At 59.7% G+C, this 20,508-nt stretch carries 18 protein-coding genes; 9 read left to right on the top strand and 9 right to left on the bottom strand.

What is annotated here, in order from left to right:
• Nucleotides 1-121: 121 nt before the first annotated feature.
• The 3 genes from gshA to ACM6HV_RS13225 all read right to left on the bottom strand — a co-directional run bounded on the left by gshA (nucleotide 122) and on the right by ACM6HV_RS13225 (nucleotide 4,683).
• Nucleotides 122-1,705 carry a glutamate--cysteine ligase gene (gene gshA, locus ACM6HV_RS13235; RefSeq protein ID WP_414904387.1) on the bottom strand — a complete coding sequence of 528 codons (1,584 nt, stop codon included), beginning with the start codon at nucleotides 1,703-1,705 and terminating at the stop codon, nucleotides 122-124.
• A gap of 270 nt (nucleotides 1,706-1,975) precedes the next feature.
• Complete coding sequence (locus ACM6HV_RS13230; RefSeq protein WP_414904386.1) at nucleotides 1,976-2,359, bottom strand: PaaI family thioesterase; 384 nt, start codon at nucleotides 2,357-2,359, stop codon at nucleotides 1,976-1,978.
• Nucleotides 2,359-4,683: a Tex family protein gene (locus tag ACM6HV_RS13225; RefSeq protein ID WP_145595824.1), complete on the bottom strand. Its 2,325-nt coding sequence runs from the start codon at nucleotides 4,681-4,683 to the stop codon at nucleotides 2,359-2,361. Before ACM6HV_RS13225 ends, ACM6HV_RS13230 begins: the two co-directional genes overlap by 1 nt.
• 358 nt (nucleotides 4,684-5,041) lie before the next feature.
• Here ACM6HV_RS13225 and ompR point away from each other — a divergent pair, with 358 nt between their 5' ends.
• A complete protein-coding gene (gene ompR, locus ACM6HV_RS13220) occupies nucleotides 5,042-5,782 on the top strand; it encodes a two-component system response regulator OmpR (RefSeq protein WP_003220637.1) in 741 nt (246 codons plus the stop codon).
• A 114-nt stretch (nucleotides 5,783-5,896) separates the two neighbouring features.
• On the top strand, nucleotides 5,897-7,210 hold the full coding sequence (locus tag ACM6HV_RS13215; protein WP_027611205.1) for an ATP-binding protein: 1,314 nt from the start codon (nucleotides 5,897-5,899) through the stop codon (nucleotides 7,208-7,210).
• Between the two features lie 88 nt (nucleotides 7,211-7,298).
• Here ACM6HV_RS13215 and rimK read toward each other — a convergent pair whose 3' ends face one another.
• Together rimK and ACM6HV_RS13205 are read right to left on the bottom strand one after the other, a co-directional pair.
• Nucleotides 7,299-8,204: a 30S ribosomal protein S6--L-glutamate ligase gene (gene rimK, locus ACM6HV_RS13210; RefSeq protein WP_007949201.1), complete on the bottom strand. Its 906-nt coding sequence runs from the start codon at nucleotides 8,202-8,204 to the stop codon at nucleotides 7,299-7,301.
• Nucleotides 8,201-8,662 carry an ATP-dependent zinc protease gene (locus ACM6HV_RS13205; protein WP_174377334.1) on the bottom strand — a complete coding sequence of 154 codons (462 nt, stop codon included), beginning with the start codon at nucleotides 8,660-8,662 and terminating at the stop codon, nucleotides 8,201-8,203. The genes rimK and ACM6HV_RS13205 overlap by 4 nt, the downstream gene beginning before the upstream one ends.
• A 234-nt stretch (nucleotides 8,663-8,896) precedes the next feature.
• On the opposite strand from ACM6HV_RS13205, the gene ACM6HV_RS13200 reads away from it, so the two are divergent.
• Nucleotides 8,897-9,304, top strand: coding sequence for a S4 domain-containing protein (locus ACM6HV_RS13200; RefSeq protein ID WP_145595826.1), 408 nt, complete (start codon nucleotides 8,897-8,899; stop codon nucleotides 9,302-9,304).
• Nucleotides 9,305-9,472: 168 nt separating this feature from the next.
• Here ACM6HV_RS13200 and ACM6HV_RS13195 read toward each other — a convergent pair whose 3' ends face one another.
• Complete coding sequence (locus ACM6HV_RS13195; protein ID WP_414904385.1) at nucleotides 9,473-10,276, bottom strand: phosphatase PAP2 family protein; 804 nt, start codon at nucleotides 10,274-10,276, stop codon at nucleotides 9,473-9,475.
• A 104-nt stretch (nucleotides 10,277-10,380) separates the two neighbouring features.
• Between ACM6HV_RS13195 and hslO the strand changes: the two genes are divergently transcribed.
• Together hslO and ACM6HV_RS13185 are read left to right on the top strand one after the other, a co-directional pair.
• Entirely contained in the window at nucleotides 10,381-11,283 is a 903-nt protein-coding gene (gene hslO, locus ACM6HV_RS13190; protein WP_145595830.1) for an Hsp33 family molecular chaperone HslO, read from the top strand.
• A 181-nt stretch (nucleotides 11,284-11,464) separates the two neighbouring features.
• Complete coding sequence (locus tag ACM6HV_RS13185; protein WP_041071255.1) at nucleotides 11,465-13,006, top strand: phosphoenolpyruvate carboxykinase; 1,542 nt, start codon at nucleotides 11,465-11,467, stop codon at nucleotides 13,004-13,006.
• 149 nt (nucleotides 13,007-13,155) lie between these two features.
• On the opposite strand, the gene ACM6HV_RS13180 is transcribed toward ACM6HV_RS13185, so the two are convergent.
• A complete protein-coding gene (locus ACM6HV_RS13180) occupies nucleotides 13,156-14,283 on the bottom strand; it encodes a hypothetical protein (protein WP_414904384.1) in 1,128 nt (375 codons plus the stop codon).
• 94 nt (nucleotides 14,284-14,377) lie between these two features.
• Nucleotides 14,378-14,665, bottom strand: a complete 288-nt coding sequence (locus ACM6HV_RS13175) for a hypothetical protein (RefSeq protein ID WP_414904383.1) — start codon at nucleotides 14,663-14,665, stop codon at nucleotides 14,378-14,380.
• A 290-nt stretch (nucleotides 14,666-14,955) separates the two neighbouring features.
• Here ACM6HV_RS13175 and ACM6HV_RS13170 point away from each other — a divergent pair, with 290 nt between their 5' ends.
• The 4 genes from ACM6HV_RS13170 to ACM6HV_RS13155 all read left to right on the top strand — a co-directional run bounded on the left by ACM6HV_RS13170 (nucleotide 14,956) and on the right by ACM6HV_RS13155 (nucleotide 19,649).
• Complete coding sequence (locus ACM6HV_RS13170) at nucleotides 14,956-15,459, top strand: polysaccharide deacetylase (protein ID WP_414904382.1); 504 nt, start codon at nucleotides 14,956-14,958, stop codon at nucleotides 15,457-15,459.
• A gap of 393 nt (nucleotides 15,460-15,852) precedes the next feature.
• Nucleotides 15,853-17,781 carry an ATP-dependent DNA helicase RecQ gene (locus ACM6HV_RS13165; protein ID WP_145595836.1) on the top strand — a complete coding sequence of 643 codons (1,929 nt, stop codon included), beginning with the start codon at nucleotides 15,853-15,855 and terminating at the stop codon, nucleotides 17,779-17,781.
• Between the two features lie 148 nt (nucleotides 17,782-17,929).
• Nucleotides 17,930-19,156 carry a 3-hydroxyacyl-CoA dehydrogenase gene (locus ACM6HV_RS13160; RefSeq protein WP_047290822.1) on the top strand — a complete coding sequence of 409 codons (1,227 nt, stop codon included), beginning with the start codon at nucleotides 17,930-17,932 and terminating at the stop codon, nucleotides 19,154-19,156.
• A 61-nt stretch (nucleotides 19,157-19,217) separates the two neighbouring features.
• Nucleotides 19,218-19,649, top strand: a complete 432-nt coding sequence (locus ACM6HV_RS13155) for an acyl-CoA thioesterase (RefSeq protein ID WP_145595838.1) — start codon at nucleotides 19,218-19,220, stop codon at nucleotides 19,647-19,649.
• A gap of 64 nt (nucleotides 19,650-19,713) precedes the next feature.
• Here ACM6HV_RS13155 and ACM6HV_RS13150 read toward each other — a convergent pair whose 3' ends face one another.
• The gene (locus ACM6HV_RS13150) at nucleotides 19,714-20,193 is read right to left on the bottom strand and encodes a glycine zipper domain-containing protein (protein ID WP_047290823.1); all 480 of its coding nucleotides are present in this window, start codon (nucleotides 20,191-20,193) and stop codon (nucleotides 19,714-19,716) included.
• Nucleotides 20,194-20,508 lie beyond the last annotated feature (315 nt).

Genomic DNA, 20,508 nt, shown 5'->3' with positions numbered 1-20,508 from the left:
CTTAGCTTATGAGCGGAAAAATCTAAAGATCAAAAGATCGCAGCCTGCGGCAGCTCCTACATGGGATAGGCGTACACCCTGTAGGAGCTGCCGCAGGCTGCGATCTTTTCAAAGGCGGCGCTTAGTTGCTGATCGCCAGAATGCTTGCCTGATACGACCCGACAAACACATCGAAATCACCGACCTCGTTCTGCTCCAGCTCCGCCTGTTGCGCCAGCGACGAGCGCGCCAGCTCCTCAAACTTCGCCTGCTCATCCGCCGTCAACGGCTCGCGGCGGAAGAACTCGGCGTGGGCCTGGCTCTGACGCAGGGAGAATTGCGCAAAGCTTTCCTTGTGCTCGGCCATCGCGGCCAGCACCTGCGCCGACGGGGTCAGGGACGGGTCGCTGACTTTGGCCAGTTGCGCATCCAGCGCCTTGCTATGCGTGTCGCCGCCGTGGCTTTGATCAAGCAACGCCGCCAGCGGTGCGATTTTTTCCAGCAGCTCGGCTGCCCAAACCTTCAGCTCGACCGCTTCGCCGTCACGCTGCAACTGCAGGCCCGGACGCCGGCCTTCCTTGACCACGCTGAGGAAGTTCGAAGTGGCATTGCCGCACGAAGTGTTGGTCAGCAGCGGACTGTCGTTCAGCGCGCAATACAGCAGGAACGCGTCGAGGAAGCGCGATTCGGTGACGTCGATGCCCATCGGCAGGAACGGGTTGATGTCCAGGCAACGCACTTCGACGTACTGAATGCCGCGGGCCATCAGCGCCTGGATCGGCCGCTCGCCGGTATAGGTCACGCGTTTCGGGCGGATGTTGGAGTAGTACTCGTTTTCGATCTGCAAGATGTTGGTGTTCAGTTGAACCCACTCGCCATCCTTGTGTGTGCCGACCTCCACATACGGCGGATACGGCGTGGCCACAGCCTTGCGCAGGCTGTCGGTGTAGCTCGCCAGGTCGTTGTAGCACGGCGTCAGGCCGGCCTGGGCGTTGCTCTGGTAACCGAGGTCGCTCATGCGCAGGCTGGTGGCGTACGGCAGATACAGGGTGTCCGGGTCCAGCTGTTCCAACTGATGCGAACGGCCGCGCAGGAAGCCTGCGTCCAGCGCTGGCGAAGCACCGAACAGGTACATCAGCAGCCAGCTGTAACGACGGAAGTTGCGGATCAGCGCGATGTAGGACGACGACTGGAAGTCGCGATCGGTGCCGACGAAACCTTCGGCTTCGCGCAGCAGCGGCCAGAGCTTTTCCGGCAGGGAAAAGTTGTAGTGGATCCCGGCGATGCACTGCATGGTCTTGCCGTAACGCAGGGCCAAGCCCTTGCGGTAGACGTATTTGAGCTGACCGATGTTGGAGGTGCCGTAATAGGCGATCGGGATGTCTTCCTCGGCCGGCAACGGGCACGGCATCGACGGACTCCACAGGTACTCGTTGCCGAGCTTGCTGTAGGCAAAGCGATGAATCTTGTCCAGGCTCGCCAGCGTATCGGCCGGGTCGGGCAGGGCAGGGGTGATGAATTCCAGCAGCGACTCGGAATAGTCGGTGGTGATCTGTTCATTGGTCAGCGCGGAACCCAAGGCTTCCGGGTGCGGCGTTTGCGCCAGACGACCTTCACTGGTCACGCGCAGGCATTCACGTTCGATACCGTGGAGGCACTGTTCGAGCAGAGAGAGGTTGGCGCGCTCGCCGAGCAGAGCCAGGCGGCGGTTGAGAAGTTCGCTCAATTTGGATTCCTTCACGCGTCAGTCGCCCCAATATGGGGGTGGGCAGGACGGTCTACAAGGGTGAAGTTGAAACTGGCGTTTTCGCCTGGTTTTGTAGCGGCAGGCCATTTGCCGGTCAGTCAGGAACTGCACAATCCCTGTGGGAGCGAGCCTGCTCGCGAAGAGGGTATTGCAGCCAACATCACCGTCGACTGACACACCGTCTTCGCGAGCAGGCTCGCTCCCACAGGATTCGTTGCGCCGAAATTAACTCAAAATGATGAACAACATCTACAGGACAGCGAACGTGCCTTGCGCTTTTGCGACCAGTTTGTCGCTCTGCATCACGTCGGCCTCGACCACCAGCGTGCGGCGGCCCGGGTGGATCACCCGCGCCGTGCACAGCACCTCGCCGTCGGATACGGCGCGGATGTAGTTGATCTTGCACTCGATGGTCGCGCTCTGCTGGTCGAAGCCGTGGGTGCTGGAACAGGCCAGCCCCATGGCGATATCGACCAGACTGAACAGTGCGCCACCGTGCAATTTGCCGCCGCGATTGCGCAGTTGCGGTTCCAGCACCAGGGCGACTTGCGCCACCCCGGTTTCCAGGCTGTGCAGGCGGCAGCCCAACAGCTGGAAAAACGCGCTCTCGACGAGCCCGGCCGGAATCTCCATCAGCGTTTCTTCAACTGCTTGGCGTTGGCGAACAGCGAAGCCATGGCGTTGTTCACCGGAGCGGCCGTGGCCGTTTCCTTGCGCGGCGCGTTGTTCGACGACTGGCGCGGTGCCGAGCCTGGACGCGAACCACGGGCACCGTCGATTTTCTCGCCCGGGGTGTCACTCATGCGCATCGACAGGCCGACGCGTTTGCGCGGGATGTCGACTTCCATGACCTTCACTTTCACCACGTCACCGGCCTTCACCGCTTCGCGTGGGTCCTTGATGAACTTCTCCGACAGCGCCGAGATGTGCACCAGACCGTCCTGATGCACGCCGATGTCGACGAACGCGCCAAACGCGGTCACGTTGGTGACGACGCCTTCGAGGATCATCCCCAGTTGCAGGTCTTTCAGGTCTTCGACGCCTTCCTGGAACTCGGCAGTCTTGAACTCCGGACGCGGGTCGCGGCCCGGTTTTTCCAGTTCTTGCAGAATGTCGGTGACGGTGGGCAGACCGAAGGTCTCGTCGGTGAATTTCTTCGGATCCAGACGCTTGAGGAACGCGGCGTCGCCGATCAGCGAGCGAATATCGCGGTCGGTTTCAGCGGCAATACGCTGCACCAGCGGATAGGCTTCCGGGTGAACGGCCGAGGAATCCAGCGGGTTGTCGCCATTCATCACGCGCAGGAAACCTGCTGCCTGTTCGAAGGTTTTCTCGCCCAGACGCGCGACTTTCTTCAGCGCTGCGCGGGTTTTGAAGGCGCCGTGTTCATCGCGGTGGGCAACAATGTTCTGCGCCAAAGTCGCGTTAAGGCCGGAGATCCGTGCCAGCAGTGCCACCGAAGCGGTGTTCACATCGACGCCGACGGCGTTCACGCAGTCCTCGACCACCGCATCCAGACCGCGCGCCAGTTTCAGCTGCGACACGTCGTGCTGGTACTGGCCGACACCGATGGATTTCGGATCGATCTTCACCAACTCGGCCAGTGGATCCTGCAAGCGACGGGCAATCGATACCGCACCACGGATCGACACGTCCAGATCCGGGAATTCCTTGGCTGCCAGTTCCGATGCCGAGTACACCGAGGCGCCGGCCTCGGAGACCATGACCTTGGTCAACTTCATCGCCGGGTATTTTTTGATCAGCTCGATCGCCAGTTTGTCGGTTTCGCGGCTGGCGGTGCCGTTGCCGATGGCGATCAGGTCAACCGAGTGCTTGGCGCACAGGGCGGCCAGGATCGCGATGGTCTGATCCCACTTGTTGTGCGGCACATGCGGATAAACCGTGGCGTGATCGAGCAGCTTGCCGGTGGAGTCGACCACCGCGACCTTGCAGCCGGTACGCAGGCCCGGGTCGAGGCCCAGAGTGGCGCGCGGGCCGGCCGGCGCCGCCAGCAGCAGGTCATGCAGGTTGTGGGCGAAGACATTGATCGCCTCGGTTTCGGCACCGTCGCGCAGCTCGCCGAGCAGGTCGGTTTCGAGGTGGGTGTAAAGCTTGACCTTCCAGGTCCAGCGCACCACTTCACCGAGCCATTTGTCGGCGGGGCGGTTCTGGTTCTGGATGCCGAATTGCTGGCCGATCATGCCTTCGCACGGGTGCATGGTGCCCGGCAGTTCGTCGCCGACTTTCAGCGCGGAGCTGAGGATGCCTTCGTTGCGGCCACGGAAAATCGCGAGCGCGCGGTGCGACGGCATGCTTTTCAGCGGCTCGTCGTGTTCGAAGTAGTCGCGGAACTTGGCGCCTTCTTCTTCCTTGCCAGCGATCACGCGGGCGCTGATGGTCGCTTCCTGCTTGAGGAAGTTACGCAGCTTCTCCAGCAGACTGGCGTCTTCGGCGAAGCGCTCCATCAGGATGTACTTGGCGCCTTCCAGCGCAGCTTTCACGTCGGCTACGCCTTTCTCGGCGTCGACGAAGCGTGCGGCTTCGGTTTCCGGCGACAGATTCGGGTCGTTGAACAGGCCGTCGGCCAGCTCGCCGAGGCCGGCTTCCAGGGCAATCTGGCCCTTGGTGCGGCGCTTCTGCTTGTACGGCAGGTACAAGTCTTCGAGACGGGTTTTGGTGTCGGCGAGTTTGATGTCACGCTCGAGAGCGGGGGTGAGTTTGCCCTGCTCCTGAATGCTGGCGAGGATGCTGATGCGCCGTTCGTCGAGTTCTCGCAGGTAACGCAGACGCTCTTCCAGATGACGCAACTGGGTGTCATCGAGGCTGCCGGTGACTTCTTTCCGGTAACGGGCGATGAAGGGAACGGTAGAGCCTTCATCGAGTAGCGCGACGGCCGCTTCGACCTGTTGCGGGCGTACGCCGAGTTCCTCGGCGATGCGGCTGTTGATACTGTCCATAAAACCACCTGACATAGTGTGAAAGCAGGCTCGCAGGCACGGAAATAAAGGCCCGGAGTCTGGTTGAGCGGCTAGAAAATTGCCGCTGCCTGGGTCAAAAGGCTCCCCATTGACCCGTGAAATCGAACAATTACTGCGGCCACTGGGAAAAAAGCCCGGCCACCTGCGGTAACGATTCAGACGTTGCCTGGCACAAAACGCCGCGCATTATAACCAGCGTTCTGTCATTCGGGGGTGTAGCAGTCTGTAGGCACAAACCCCGGTTTTCTGGCAGTGAAGGAAAAATCTGCTAACAATGCACACGGTGCGTATAACGGCAGCTACGCCATAATGCGCGCCGAGCTAAAAGGAGCATCCAATGAGCAGCACTGCAAACAATGCTGAAGGCGAAAAAATTCTTATTGTTGACGACGATCCGGGGCTGAGCAGCCTGCTGGAACGTTTCTTCGTCAGCAAGGGCTACCGCGCCCGTGCCGTACCGAACACCGAGCAAATGGACCGCCTGCTGTCGCGTGAAGTGTTCAACCTGGTGGTCCTCGACCTGATGCTGCCGGGCGAAGACGGCCTGACCGCATGTCGTCGCCTGCGGGCCGCGAACAACCAGATTCCGATCATCATGCTCACCGCCAAGGGCGATGAGATGAGCCGCATCAAGGGCCTGGAACTGGGCGCCGATGACTACCTGGCCAAGCCGTTCAACCCGGACGAGCTGATGGCTCGGGTCAAGGCGGTTCTGCGTCGTCAGGCCGCACCGGTGCCGGGCGCGCCGGGCAGCGAAGACGAAAACGTCACCTTCGGTGATTACGTGCTGTCGCTGGCGACTCGCGAACTGAAACGTGGCGAAGAAGTGCACATGCTCACCACCGGTGAGTTTGCGGTGCTCAAGGCGCTGGTGATGAACGCGCGTCAGCCGCTGACTCGCGACAAGCTGATGAACCTGGCCCGTGGTCGCGAGTGGGATGCCCTTGAGCGTTCCATCGATGTGCAGATCTCCCGTCTGCGCCGGATGATCGAACCGGATCCGTCGAAACCGCGCTATATCCAGACGGTCTGGGGCGTGGGCTACGTGTTCGTGCCGGATGGCGCCGCTACCAAGTGATCGGCGATTTGTAGGAGCGGGTCTGCGCAGATCGGGTTGATCGACTCTCTACGCAGACTCGCAATCCGCAATATGCGAGCATGGCTCGCTCCTGCAAGTGTGTAACGGTTATCGATGAAAACCCCCGTCTGGTTCCCCCAAAGTTTTTTCTCCCGCACCCTTTGGCTGGTGCTCATCGTCGTGCTGTTTTCCAAGGCGCTGACCCTGGTTTATCTGTTGATGAACGAGGACGTGCTGGTGGATCGCCAATACAGCCACGGCGTCGCCCTGACGCTGCGTGCCTATTGGGCGGCCGATGAAGAAAACCGCGCGAAGATCGCCGATGCCGCGACGCTGATCCGGGTGGTCGGCGCCGGTGTACCCGAGGGCGAACAGCACTGGCCGTACAGTGAAATCTATCAGCGGCAGATGCAGGCGGAGCTGGGCGCCGATACCGAAGTGCGTTTGCGCATGCACTCGCCGCCGGCGCTGTGGGTGCGTGCACCGAGCCTCGGCGATGGCTGGCTGAAAGTGCCGCTGTACCCGCATCCATTGCGCGGCCAGAAAATCTGGAACGTGCTCGGCTGGTTCCTCGCCATCGGTTTGTTGTCGACCGCGTCGGCATGGATTTTCGTCAGTCAGCTCAACCAGCCGTTGAAACGCCTGGTATATGCCGCCCGACAACTTGGTCAGGGCCGCAGCGTGCGTCTGCCGATCAGTGATACACCGAGCGAGATGACCGAGGTGTATCGCGCCTTCAACCAGATGGCCGAAGACGTCGAACAGGCTGGTCGCGAGCGCGAGCTGATGCTGGCCGGGGTATCCCATGACTTGCGTACGCCGCTGACCCGTTTGCGGCTGTCGCTGGAGCTGATGGGCGACCGCAATGACCTGACTGACGACATGGTCCGCGACATCGAAGACATGGACGCGATTCTCGACCAGTTTCTCGCGTTCATTCGTGACGGTCGTGACGAGTCGGTGGAAGAAGTGGACCTGAGCGATCTGGTGCGTGAGGTGGCCGCACCCTATAACCAGAGCGAAGAAAAAGTGCGCTTGCGACTGGAACCGATCCAGCCGTTTCCACTGCGCCGGGTGTCGATGAAGCGCCTGCTGAACAACCTGATCGGCAACGCCCTGAACCATGCCGGTAGTGGCGTCGAGGTCGCGGCTTATGTGTCTGGCGATACCAGCGCGCCGTACGTGGTGTTGAGCGTGATGGACCGTGGCGCGGGTATTGATCCGTCAGAGCTTGAGGCGATCTTCAACCCGTTCACCCGTGGCGACCGTGCCCGGGGTGGTAAAGGTACCGGGTTGGGGTTGGCGATTGTGAAGCGGATTGCTTCGATGCATGGCGGCAATGTCGAGCTGCGCAACCGCTCCGGGGGCGGACTGGAAGCGCGGGTAAGGTTGCCGTTGGGGTTGATGTTGCCGCGGGATGCGGTCTAACAGTTGAAAAAAAGATCGCAGCCTTCGGCAGCTCCTACATGGTAATCCGAACCCTGTAGGAGCTGCCGAAGGCTGCGATCTTTTGCTTTTAACCTTTGCCCTTGGTCCGGGTCATGTTCGGCCCGCCATTCTTCTCAAGGTGTTCGATGATGATCCCCGCCACGTTCTTGCCGGTGGTGGTCTCGATGCCTTCCAGGCCCGGCGACGAGTTCACTTCCATCACCAATGGCCCGTGGTTCGAACGCAAGATATCCACACCCGCCACCGCCAGGCCCATGACCTTGGCCGCACGCAACGCGGTCATGCGTTCTTCCGGGGTGATCTTGATCAGGCTGGCGCTGCCGCCACGGTGCAGGTTGGAGCGGAACTCGCCCGGTTTGGCCTGACGTTTCATGGCTGCGATCACCTTGTCGCCGACCACGAAACAGCGGATATCCGCACCGCCGGCTTCCTTGATGTATTCCTGAACCATGATGTTCTGCTTCAGGCCCATGAACGCCTCGATCACCGATTCTGCTGCGGTTGCGGTTTCGCACAGCACCACACCGATACCTTGAGTGCCTTCCAGCACCTTGATCACCAGCGGCGCGCCGTTGACCATGTCGATCAGGTCGGGAATGTCGTCCGGCGAGTGAGCGAAGCCGGTGACCGGCAGGCCGATGCCGCGACGCGACAGCAGTTGCAGCGAACGCAATTTGTCTCGCGAGCGGGCGATGGCCACCGATTCGTTGAGCGGAAACACCCCCATCATTTCGAACTGGCGCAACACGGCGCAACCGTAGAACGTTACCGACGCCCCGATTCGCGGGATCACCGCGTCGAAGCCTTCCAGCGGTTTGCCGCGATAGTGGATCTGCGGCTTGTGGCTGGCAATGTTCATGTAGGCGCGCAAGGTGTCGATCACGACCATTTCATGCCCGCGCTCGGTGCCGGCTTCGACCAGGCGACGGGTGGAATACAGACGCGGATTCCGCGACAGCACAGCGATCTTCATGCAACACCTGTGGAGGAGGTAGATACCGGGAACACCGGCTTGTCTTGTACATATTTGATGCCCGGATTGACCACCAGCTGGCCGTCGATCAAGGCTTTGGACCCGAGCAACAGGCGATAGCGCATGGACTTGCGGCAGGCGAGGGTGAACTCGACCTGCCAGACCCGATCACCGAGGGCCAGGGTGGTGCTGATCACGTAGCGCACCTGGGCCTGGCCGTTGGAGCTTTTGATGGTTTTGCGCGTCACCAGCGGTGCTTCGCAACGCCGATGACGCAACTGCACCACCGTGCCCAGGTGCGCAGTGAAACGCACCCACTTCTCGCCATCGCGCTCGAACGGTTCGATGTCGGTGGCGTGCAGGCTGGAGGTGCTGGCGCCGGTGTCGATTTTCGCCCGCAGGCCCGCGACTCCCAGATCCGGGAGCGCCACCCACTCGCGCAGACCGACAACGGTCAAATGGTCAAATGTCTTCAAAAAAATGCTCAACCGTGGCAACCGCTCAGCCCGCAAGGGCCGGATTCGCGGTATTCACGCAGAATAAGGGTTAAAAGGCGACAGATTTCTACGGCCCGGATCGCCGACGCCTCAAGCGGGTGTCGGATGGTGCGCATTGTAATCCGCGGCGGCGTCATTCATGGCACGACAGAAACGGTAGTACAGTTCATCAATATTTCAGAATGAGGAAATTCCATGGCACAAAAAAGCGAAGAGGACGACAAGGTCCGTCTCGACAAGTGGTTGTGGGCGGCGCGCTTTTATAAAACCCGGGCGCTGGCCAAAGCGGCCATCGAAAGTGGCAAGGTGCACTGCCGAGGGGAGCGCTGCAAGCCTGGCAAAGAGCCACGCATTGGCGATGAATTCGAGATTCGTACCGGTTTTGAAGAGCGCACGGTGAGGGTCGACGCCTTGTCGATCGTGCGTCGCGGCGCACCCGAGGCGCAGACGCTGTATTCCGAGACTGAGGCGAGTATTGCCAAACGTGAAGCGGCAGCGGCGATGCGCAAGGCCGGGGCGCTGGGCGTGAGCACCGACGGCAAGCCGAGCAAGAAGCAGCGGCGGGATCTGTTCAAATTTCGTGGGAACAGCAACAGCGATTGACAGACACAGCACACCATTGTGGCGAGGGAGCTTGCTCCCGCTGGAGGCCGAAGGACTCCCTATCCAGTCGATCATGTATTTCAAAGTAAAACCGGGTCGACTGGTTCTGTGACTGCTTACGCAGCCGAGCGGGAGCAAGCTCCCTCGCCACAGGTCTTCACACAACTGTCAGTTCGCGGCAGACACCACACTCATCCGCGAAACCACCGGCAGCTTGCCCAGCAGATTGAAAACCGGCGCAGTCACCTTCAGCCAGAAGTTGGCGGCGTGATAAGCGAACGGTGTGTAATAACCCCAGCCCAACGCCCACACCGCCAGCAGCATGCCGCCGATGTAATCGTCCTGGCCCCAGTGCGCGCCGGCCACCAGACGCGGCAGCATGAACAGCAGTGCCAGGGCCCAGACTGTGAGGAACTGGCCGATCGAGCGACTGAATACGCCCATGAACAGCGCCCAGATCAGCAACACCGAAGCGTGGTCACCGGGGAAGCTCTGACTCGAGCGATCCTTCAGCTCCCAGGCTTTTTCCAGGTGCGGGAAGTAGTCACTCAGGTGCACCGCGCCTTCCAGCACCATCGATGGGCTGCTGTGCTGCCAGTCCATGTGATCGGCGAATTTGGAAAACAGCGCGCGAATCACCACCATCAGCAGCAGAATCGAGAAAAAACCGAAAAAGGCGCGACGTACATCAATCGCCTTGAACACCCAGTCACCCTTGATCAGCAGCGTCAGCAGAATCAGACCTACAACGATGTCGAACGGGCGCAGACTTGCAATTGCCCAGATGTGGAGCCATATGGGGTTGCTGGCCAGTGGTGCATTGAGTGAGCGGAACAGCCACTCGTCGAAAATCACACACAGCATTTGGCCCGTAGGCCATAACCAGAAAGCCAGTAGCGCCAAGGGCACTACGTTACACAGAACCAGCCGGCCGAGGTTCCACCTTGATTGGAACAAACCCGGATTGTTCATAAAATGCCTCCCATGGCTTAGCGCTGGCACCAAAAAGGGTGCCAAGAAGCGCAAATTTTCACGTCTTGTAACCATTTTGTCACCACATTCAGATACCCAAAATTATGACCGACCTAGCGGATACCGATTTCACCCAACGTTTCATCTTCGATGACAGCGACACTCGCGGCGAACTGGTTGCGCTTGAGCGCAGCTACGCCGAAGTCCTCGCCAAGCACCCGTACCCGGAGCCGGTCGCGCAATTGCTCGGCGAATTGATGGCCGCCGCTTCGTTGCTGGTGGGCACCCTGAAATTCGACGGCTTGCTGATTCTGCAGGCGCGCTCCGAAGGCCCGATTCCGCTGCTGATGATCGAATGCTCCAGCGAGCGCGAGATCCGTGGTCTGGCGCGTTATAACGCCGAGCAGATCGCCCCGGATGCGACCCTTGCCGACCTGATGCCGGGCGGTGACCTGACCCTGACCGTCGACCCGACGATTGGCCAGCGTTACCAGGGGATCGTCGACCTCGACGGTGAAACCCTGTCGGAATGCTTCACCAATTATTTCGTCATGTCTCAGCAGGTTGGCACCCGCTTCAAGTTGTTCGCCGACGGCCGTCGTGCCCGCGGCATGCTGCTGCAACAACTGCCGGCCGACCGTCTGAAAGACGAAGAAGATCGTGCCGCCAGTTGGCAGCACATCACCGCGCTGGCCAGCACTCTGAGCGCCGATGAATTGCTCAGCCTGGACAACGAAACCGTCCTGCATCGCCTTTACCACGAAGAGCAGGTGCGCCTATTTGATGTGCAAAACCTGCGCTTCCGCTGCAGCTGCTCGCGGGAACGCTCGGGTAATGCGCTGGTCAGCCTGGGTCTGGAAGACGCGCAGGCACTGGTGGCCGAACGCGGTGGCGAAGTCGAGATCGATTGCCAGTTCTGCAACCAGCGTTACGTGTTCGATGCGGCCGATATTGCTCAATTGTTCGCTGGCGCAGGCGTCGACACGCCGTCAGATACCCGGCACTAAAACGGTTCAGCGCAGGTAAATTCACTGCGTAACGACGGAATTTCGCCGTTACGACGGGAGGACCCTACTCTTTTTGGGCTTTTCTGGCATAATCCGGCCCACTTTTTTCGCGGTAGTAGTGCACGACTTTCTACTACAAAACGTTTGGAGCACACTCGGCCACTGGCCGACGGGGAACCTCATGACGCAAGCCAATAACGCCGTGTACACCGATCTGAGTGTTGATGATCTGGTAAAAGAAGCCCTGCAACGCGGTGAGGGCGAGCTTGCCGATACCGGCGCTCTGGTTGTTCGCACCGGTCACCGCACCGGCCGTTCGCCAGTCGATCGTTTCATCGTTGAAGAGCCTTCCACCCAGGCCGCTATCGCCTGGGGCCCGATCAACCGCAAGTTCCCGGCCGACAAGTTCGACGCGCTGTGGGCTCGTGTCGAGGCGTTCAACAACGCGCAAGAGCACTTTGTTTCCCACGTGCATGTAGGCGCGGCTGAAGATCACTACCTGGCCGTGAAAATGACCACCCAGACTGCCTGGCAGAACCTGTTCGGTCGTTGCCTGTTCATCAACCCGGCCCAGTACAACCCGGCCGGTCGTGAAGAGTGGCAAGTGCTCAACGTGGCCAACTTCGAGTGCGTGCCTGAGCGTGACGGCACCAACTCCGACGGTTGCGTGATCATCAACTTCGCGCAGAAGAAAGTGCTGATTGCCGGCATGCGTTACGCCGGTGAGATGAAGAAAGCCATGTTCTCCGTGCAGAACTTCCTGCTGCCGGCCGCTGACGTGCTGCCAATGCACTGCGCTGCCAACATCGGCGAAGAAGGCGATGTGACCCTGTTCTTCGGTCTGTCGGGCACCGGTAAAACCACCCTGTCGGCCGATGAAAGCCGTTACCTGATCGGTGACGACGAACACGGCTGGGGCGAAGGCGTTGTCTTCAACATCGAAGGCGGCTGCTACGCCAAGTGCATCGACCTGTCCGAGAAGAACGAACCGGTCATCTGGAAAGCCATCAAGCACGGCGCCGTCCTGGAAAACGTGGTCATCGACGATGCCAAGCACGCCGACTACGCCGATGTCAGCCTGACCCAGAACAGCCGCGCGGCCTACCCGCTGGAGCACGTTGCCAAGCGTTCCGCGAAGAACCTGGGCGGCGAGCCAAACGCGGTGATCTTCCTGACCTGCGACCTGACCGGCGTCCTGCCGCCAGTGTCGATCCTCAACGAAGAACAAGCGGCCTACCACTTCCTGTCCGGCTACACCGCACTGGTGGGCTCGACTGAAATGGGTTCGGGTAGCGGCATCAAGTCGACCTTCTCCACCTGCTTCGGCGCACCGTTCTTCCCGCGTCCGGCTGGTGAATACGCCGAGTTGCTGATCAAGCGCATCCGCGGCTTCGGCTCCAAGGTCTACCTGGTCAACACCGGCTGGACCGGCGGTGGCTACGGCGTCGGCAAACGCTTCAACATCCCGACCACCCGTGCGGTGATCGCCGCGATCCAGAGCGGCGCACTGATCGGTGCCGCCACCGAGCACCTGGACACCATCAACCTCGACGTGCCACTGGCCGTACCGGGTGTTGAAACCAACCTGCTCAACCCACGCAACACCTGGGCTGACAAGGCTGCCTACGACGAAGCGGCCAAGGCCCTGGCCGGTCTGTTCATCGAGAACTTCAAAAAGTTCGAAGTGAGCGACGCGATCAAGGCTGCGGGTCCTAAGTTGTAAGAGTGGTTTGTTGTGAACTGAAAAGCCGCCTCTAGGGGCGGCTTTTTTGTGGGTCATGGCTTAGCTGTTGTTATCGGTTCAACTGCCATTATTCCCGCAGAATGTTGCTGTAGGTTTTTCGCGTTACGCCGATCACCACCCCACCGGCCTCAACGGATATGCCGGTATGCCGCCAAGTCCAGCACGCTGGTGGTCAATCCACTATCCGGCGCGTAGATCCCGCCCTTCACCGACGAGAAAGGCAAACCTCTGCTGCCCAGCGAAACGTAGCGTTCGCCTTGGTCCAGTTCGGTGAACCAGGTGTAGGAGTACTTTTCCATGGCCTTGTATTTCGCGGCGTCCCTGACCATCGCATCGCCGCATTGCTTCAGGGCGGCCTCGCTCAGGTTCAGGGTGTTGGTCAGTGGGGTGCCCCAGCGCTTGAGGCAGGTTTCGGCGAAGTGGCGCACAAATTGGCCGGGTTCGGCGAGGACCTTCGGGCCGGCGTTGCCGTCAGCGGCAGCGTTGCCGACCAGGGTGGCGTGGCGGCCAGGGATCGGGAAGACGTGCGTGCGTGTACCGGTAGCCGTTTGCGGGATAACGCAGCTGAAACCTTTCGAACGCTCGTCGCGGGCATAGAAGCCAACGTATTCTTTGACGTTGCTGTTGAGTTTGACCCGATGTTCCTGGAAGTTGCCGATACCGGGCACCGGATCAATGGCGAGGATCTTCACCGGAATGCTTTTCAAAGCACTGTCATTGAACATGGCGTTGGCCAGCATATGGCAACTTATACCGCCTCGACTCCAGCCGACCAAGTTGACCTGAGTGGGAAGAATGCCGTCCTTGCGGAACGTTTTAATGATTTGCTCCTGCAACTTCTGCTGGGTCACGCTGCGTTCTCCATAGTTGTATTTACGCCAAAACCAGGAGCCTTCGATTTTTACATCTTCAATGGGAATGCCGGCCGCTTTGAGACGGTTGTATTCCGCTTCGGTCAGTTGCTGGCGTTGCCAGTCGCACTTGCCTTTGATGATGTTCATTGCGTGCAGCACGTTTTCCTCCCAGCCCTTGCCGAACAACGTGCCGCTGAGACCGTAGTCGGCAGATTTGGTGAACAGCTCATCGGCCTGCAGGTTACTGGAGCCGGGGCCGTCGACGACAATCCATTCGGCGAACTCGCGGCCCGCGTGGTGCGAAGCGAGAGTGGACACCAACTCGCCGTTCCAATAGTTGTTGTTGCTGGTGTCGAACTTGGTGGAACCCGTGCCGCAAAAGAAAATAGTCAATGTGCTCATCATGTTGCTCTTGAATGAATTAAGAGCAAGCAGGCTAGTTTTTTATATTGCGGATATGAAGTGGTTAGTTGTTGCGTTGTTTGTGCGCGTGATTTTATAAAGCGTTTGCAAGTTGAAGTTTTGCTACTTCCAGAAGTTCGCAGCCGTCCTGGGTCAATAAATACAGGGCGTTGACGATGTTCGGGATGTCTTTGACATCGGCCTGTTTGAAACACAAACAGTAAAGAGTCTCCAGCAAATCGCTGGCGGCACGCAGGCGTTGATGCGCAGCATCGAGCAGTTCGCCGTGGCTGGCTTGGGTATCTATGGTCAGCACCGGATGATCGCCGCCGGTGCTTTTGAGCGGGCGATAACGATTGGCCAGCGGGTTATGCATGTTCATGTTCAGACGTGTCCTGTACGAAGTCGCTCCAGTGGTTGCAGCCGCGCCGGCCACTATAGAAGTGCGTGGCAAGGGGTCACAAGACCGCCGTGATGGACGGAGTTCGTAGGGGTTTTTCCGGGACTCGGGCAATTGCCCTACAAGGTTTTGCAGCTTTTTCGAGGTAAAACCCTTAGCGCAGAAATTTCCCACGGGATTCACAGGCGTTTCTTGAGAATCCTCTGTATGGTGCGCGCCAGAAACTGTAGGACGTTGCCAAACGTCCGATGCGCGCTTAAAGGGAATTGAGTATGCGGTGGCTACGAATAGCCTCGATTTTATTGCTGTGGACCAGTGGTTGCCGCTTGGCCGTAGCTGCTGATGCCGGCAACGGCTGGATGTTTGTCGATCTGCAACGCACCGGCTGGCCCGACGCGCTGTCCAGCCAGGCCCGCATCGATACTGCTTCACGTGCCGAAGTGTTGATGTTCGCCAAAGTCCTGCTGGCGAGTGAAACGCTGGATGCAGGCGCACTGCAACGGCAACTGGATGTGCCGCATGTGCGGCTCAAACCGATCCGGCAGGTGCGCGAGGGACTGTGGGAGCGTTTGCTGGGCATTTATCGCAACGCCAGTCAGGACTGTGGCGAACAGCTGTTCTGTGCACGAGTGCGCAGTGTGGCGGACCTGCGACAACTGGCGGCGGCGTTTACCGGCGATATCAGTCCGGCCCATGCACAGTGGGCGAGCAAGAGCCAGGGTGTGCATGAACAGGAACTGAATGCGCAACTTCGCGTGGCGGTGCTGCGTCCCTAGGGTCGTCGTTGCGGCGAGAACTATGTGATTGCGTGGCCTGCGGTGGCGCACATGGCGAGGGGCGGAATGTCATCGGGGAGTTGCATGCATCCGCCCAGCAACAGCGATGCGAGCGTCAGGGTGAGGAGCAGTTTCAGTCTGTCGGACATGTTTATTCCTTGAGTTGATCCACGGGTGTCGGCCGTCCTGGCACGACGCTCGTTTCGTGGATGCGGCGCACGTTACCTGCCTTGCGGTCAGGCCGGCGAGAGGCAAATTGTTTCCTTGTTTGATCCGGTGGCATCCGCCCCGGCGCTGTATCATTCCGTATCGAATTGACCCCGACCTTTTCTCGACTCGCTGTGATCGCCCGCTAGGCTGTTGGCATCACAGCGGTCAACGGAGTGACAGCGCATGCACCACACCCTGGAACAGGTTTTCGGTTATCCACAGTTTCGACCCGGACAGGAAGCGGCAATCAGCGCTGTACTGGCCGGGCGCTCGGCGGCGGCGATTTTCCCCACCGGATCCGGCAAGTCACTGTGCTATCAAGTGCCGGCACTGTTGCTGCCGCATCTGACATTGGTGGTGTCGCCGCTGTTGGCGTTGATGCAGGATCAACTGGCATTCCTCAAACGTCACGGTATCAGTGCCGGCAGCATCGATTCGGCGCAAAGTCGCGATGATGCCAATGACGTGATGGCCCGCGCCCGTTCGGGTGAATTGAAGATTCTGATGATTTCGGTGGAGCGTCTGAAGAACGAGCGTTTTCGCAACTTTTTGCAGCAGGTGCCGATCTCGTTGCTGGTGATTGATGAAGCGCACTGTATTTCGGAATGGGGCCACAACTTCCGCCCCGACTATCTGAAGCTGCCGGACTATCAGCACCAGTTCAACATCCCGCAAACCCTGCTGCTGACGGCTACGGCGACGCCGAAAGTCGTCGCCGACATGCAGGCCAGATTCGCCATCGCCGCCGCTGATGTGGTGACCACCGGCTTCTATCGACCCAACCTCAATCTGCTGGTGGAACCGGTACGCGGCGAGGACAAGCGCCGGCGCCTGGTGGAGTGGATGAGCGAGCGTCCAGGTCAGCCGAGCATTGTCTACGTGACGCTGCAGAAAACCGCCGAACACATCGCCGAGCATCTGGGGCGCAACGGCATACAGGCCCAGGCCTATCACGCCGGTTTGCCCAATGATCAGCGCGAGGCGATTCAGAAGGGGTTCATGGCCGGGCAGTCCAATTGCATCGTCGCAACCATTGCCTTCGGTATGGGGATCGACAAGAGCGACATCCGCAATGTAGTGCATTTCGATCTGCCGAAATCCATCGAGAACTACAGTCAGGAAATCGGTCGTGCCGGACGCGACGGGCAGCCGTCGGATTGCCTGGTGCTGGCCAACCGCGACAGCGTCAACGTGCTGGAAAACTTCGTCTACGGCGATACCCCGGAGTGTGAAGGGATTCGTTGTGTGCTGGAAGAAATGCAGGCTGCCGCAGCCGAAGGGCAGTGGGAGTTTCTGCTCGGGCCGCTGGCCGATCAGAGCAACATTCGCGCGTTGCCGCTGAAAACTTTACTGGTGCAAATGGAGCTGCGCGGTTTGATCGCGCCGCGCTATGCCTATTACGCCGAATACCGTTTCAAATACCTGCTGGAGCCGGAAGCCTTGCTTGAGCGTTTCGACGGTGAGCGCAGGGATTTCGTCGCGGCCATCATCCACACCTCCAGTCGCGCACGCACCTGGGCCACGGTGAATTTCGAAGCGATGTACACGCAGTATTCGGCTGAGCGCAACCGGGTGGTGAAGGCGCTGGATTACTTTCAGGAGAAGGGCTGGGTCGAGCTTGAGAGCAAGCAGATGACCGAGGTCTACACCGTGCTGCACAGTGATTTCGACAGCGCTGTTTTGAGCGCCGAATTGCATGCGTATTTCACCCGGCATGAACAGACTGAAATAGCACGGATTCACGCCATGCTCGAACTGTTCGGCACTGAGCGCTGCCTGGGCCATCGCCTGGCCGAACACTTCGGCGATCACAACGCCCCCGAGCGATGCGGGCACTGTTCGGTGTGCCACGGTGATGTCGCGCGCCTTCCGGCGCCTCCCGAGTTGCCAGCGCTTGTGGATAAAAACTTCGCGACGCTGTGCGGTGATTTTATCCACAGGCACGAACAGCACACTGGCAGTGTGCCGACGGCGGATCGGCTGACGCGGTTTCTGTGCGGGATCAGTGTGCCGTTGTTCACCAGGTTAAAGGCACGGACGATTTCGGGGTATGCGGCGCTGGAGGAGTATCCGTACGCCGAGGTTCGCAGTTGGGCTCAAGAACATCTCTGATAGGTCGGTAGCTCCTGCAGTGTGCGATTTCAGGGCGATTGGGGTTTATCAATGCGCTGAATGTCGCTCATCACGGTAATAAACTTCAAAAACGTCCGGTGCCTGACTATGGTGAAGGCTGTCTTTGGATCGCCAACAAGAGAACAACATGAGCCAGACATCCTTCGATATTCAGCAAGCTGCCGTGATCGGCGCGGGCACCATGGGCCGCGGCATTGTCATGTGCCTGGCCAATGCTGGCATCGCCGTGCAGTGGGTTGATAACAATCCACAAATGCTTGAGCAGGCACTGGCGACGGTGGCCGACACCTATGCACACAATGTGCGCCAGGGCCGGATCGATCAGGTCGAAGCCGACGCACGCCTTGCCCGGATCAGCGCGGCGGCGGATTACCCGGCGATTCGCAATGTCGATCTGGTGATCGAAGCGGTATACGAAAACCTTGAGCTCAAGCAGAAGATCTTTCGCGAGCTGGATGGCCTGCTCAAGCCTGAGGCGTTGTTGGCGAGTAACACTTCGGCGCTGGATATCGACGCGATTGCTGCTGCGACTCGACGTCCGTCGCAAGTGCTCGGCCTGCATTTCTTCAGCCCCGCGCACATCATGAAACTGCTGGAAATCGTCCGTGGGGCACAGACTTCGCCGCCTGCACTGGAAGCGGCGCTGGCGCTGGGCAAGCGCATGGGCAAGGTCAGTGTGGTGTCGGGCAACTGCCACGGCTTTATCGGCAATCGCATGCTGCATCCGTATGTGCTGGAGGCGCGCAAGATGCTGCTTGAGGGCGCTTATCCACAACAGGTGGATGCGGCGCTGCAGGGGTTCGGTTTCGCCATGGGGCCGTTCCGCATGTATGACGTCGTCGGTATTGATCTGGAATGGCGCGCACGCGAGCTGGCCGGCAAGGGGCAGGATGCGCCGGAGGTTCAGGTGGACAACCGTTTGTGCGAGATGGGCCGCTTCGGGCAGAAATCCGGCAATGGTTATTATCACTATGAGCCGGGCAGTCGACAGGCCGAGCCTGATCCCGAAGTCGATGCACTGGTGCTGCGGGTCAGCGAAGGGCTGGGCTTCCAGCGCCGCGCGATCGGTCCGGAGGAGATTCTGGAGCGTTGCCTGCTGGCGCTGGTCAACGAGGGCGCAAAGATTCTTCAGGAAGGCATTGCCGGGTCGGCCCATGATATTGATCTGGTGTACCTGAACGGCTACGGCTTCCCGGCCGACAAGGGCGGTCCGATGGCCTGGGCGGATCAGCAGGGGCTGGCGGACATTCATCAGCGCTTGCTGGCACTGCAAACGCGGCAGGGTGATCAGTGGCAACCGGCGCGCTTGATTGGCGAGCTGGCGGCTCAGGGCAAGGGGTTTGCCGAACGCTGATTGCTAGAGCCACCACGGTTTCGCCTTTAGACTGCTCGCAAAACTTCCTGGATCAATGCTGATGTCCAACCCGATGCCACAACGCTCCGATTACCCGCATTTCCAGGCGGTCACCACGCGCTGGCACGACAACGACGTCTACGGGCATGTGAATAACGTCACCTATTACAGCTTCTTCGACACTGCAGTGAATACCTACCTGATCCAGGTCGGCGGCCTGGATATTCATGACGGCGAGGTGGTGGGGTTTGTGGTCAGTTCGGCCTGTGACTACTTTGCCTCGATCGCTTTTCCGGACTTGATCGAGATCGGTCTGCGGGTCGGCAAGCTGGGCAACAGTTCGGTGCAATACGAACTGGCGGTGTTCAAGGTCGGTGAAACTGAGGCCTGTGCGGCGGGGCGTTTCGTCCATGTATTCGTGGAACGAACGAGCAATCAGCCGGTGTCGATTCCAGGCAGATTGCGTGAAGCGCTGGAGCGTCTGGTGGTTTGAACCAGGGCAAAAAAAATCGCAGCCCTTGGGCTGCGATTTTTGCTTTCCCGCTTAACGCAACGGATTAGTCGCGATAGTAGCGGTGATGCTTGCGGTGACCATAAGCGTGGCCACGGCCAGGATGACGGTCGCGGTAGTAGCGACGGTCGTCGCGGCCACGATCGTAATGACGACCTTCGTCACGGCTTTCGTTACCCATGTAGTTGCCCAGCGCGCCACCGGCGCCGCCACCTGCTGCGGCGCCGATCAGGCTGCCGGTGGTGCCGCCCATGCTGCGGCCGACCACGTTACCGCCGGCTGCGCCCAGCGCACCACCGATGGCCGCTTCGCCACGGCTGTGCTTGTTGGCGCCGACCGCGCTACCACCCGCGCCGCCCAGGGCTGCGCCAATGGTTGAACCTGTATTGCCGCCTAAAGACTGACCGACGACCGAGCCAAGAACCCCGCCCAATGCGCCGCCCACACCTGCTTCGGTGGTGCCTCCGGCAGAAGCGAAGCCACTGACCAGGCCAAGGGACAACAAGAGAATCGAGGAGAACTTCATAGAGGAGCCTCAAAGGGATGACGGCGCGATCCTGAGGCTCTGTACCAAGACTGACAATCGAAATCCGACGAATAACACGACCTGTATACAATTCTGCAAGTTGCTGTTTTGTATGCGGAACTTAAGCGATTTTCGCCGGTCTTTAGCTACTTCACAAAGGCCGCTTTTATGCAAAAGCGGCCTTTTTTGTGGGCGTATGAAAGCTTCAGGACAGAGATTCAACACAAATCTTGTGGCGAGGGAGCTTGCTCCCGTCGGGCCGCGAAGCGGCCCCAAAAAATGCAAAACGGAGGGAGTCCTGCGGCCTCCAGCGGG

This window comes from Pseudomonas sp. IT-P260 (genome assembly GCF_949768395.1).
Lineage (GTDB): Bacteria > Pseudomonadota > Gammaproteobacteria > Pseudomonadales > Pseudomonadaceae > Aquipseudomonas > Aquipseudomonas parakoreensis.
The sequence above is the reverse complement of the archived record's forward strand: the minus strand, read 5'-3'. Positions and strand labels throughout refer to the sequence as shown.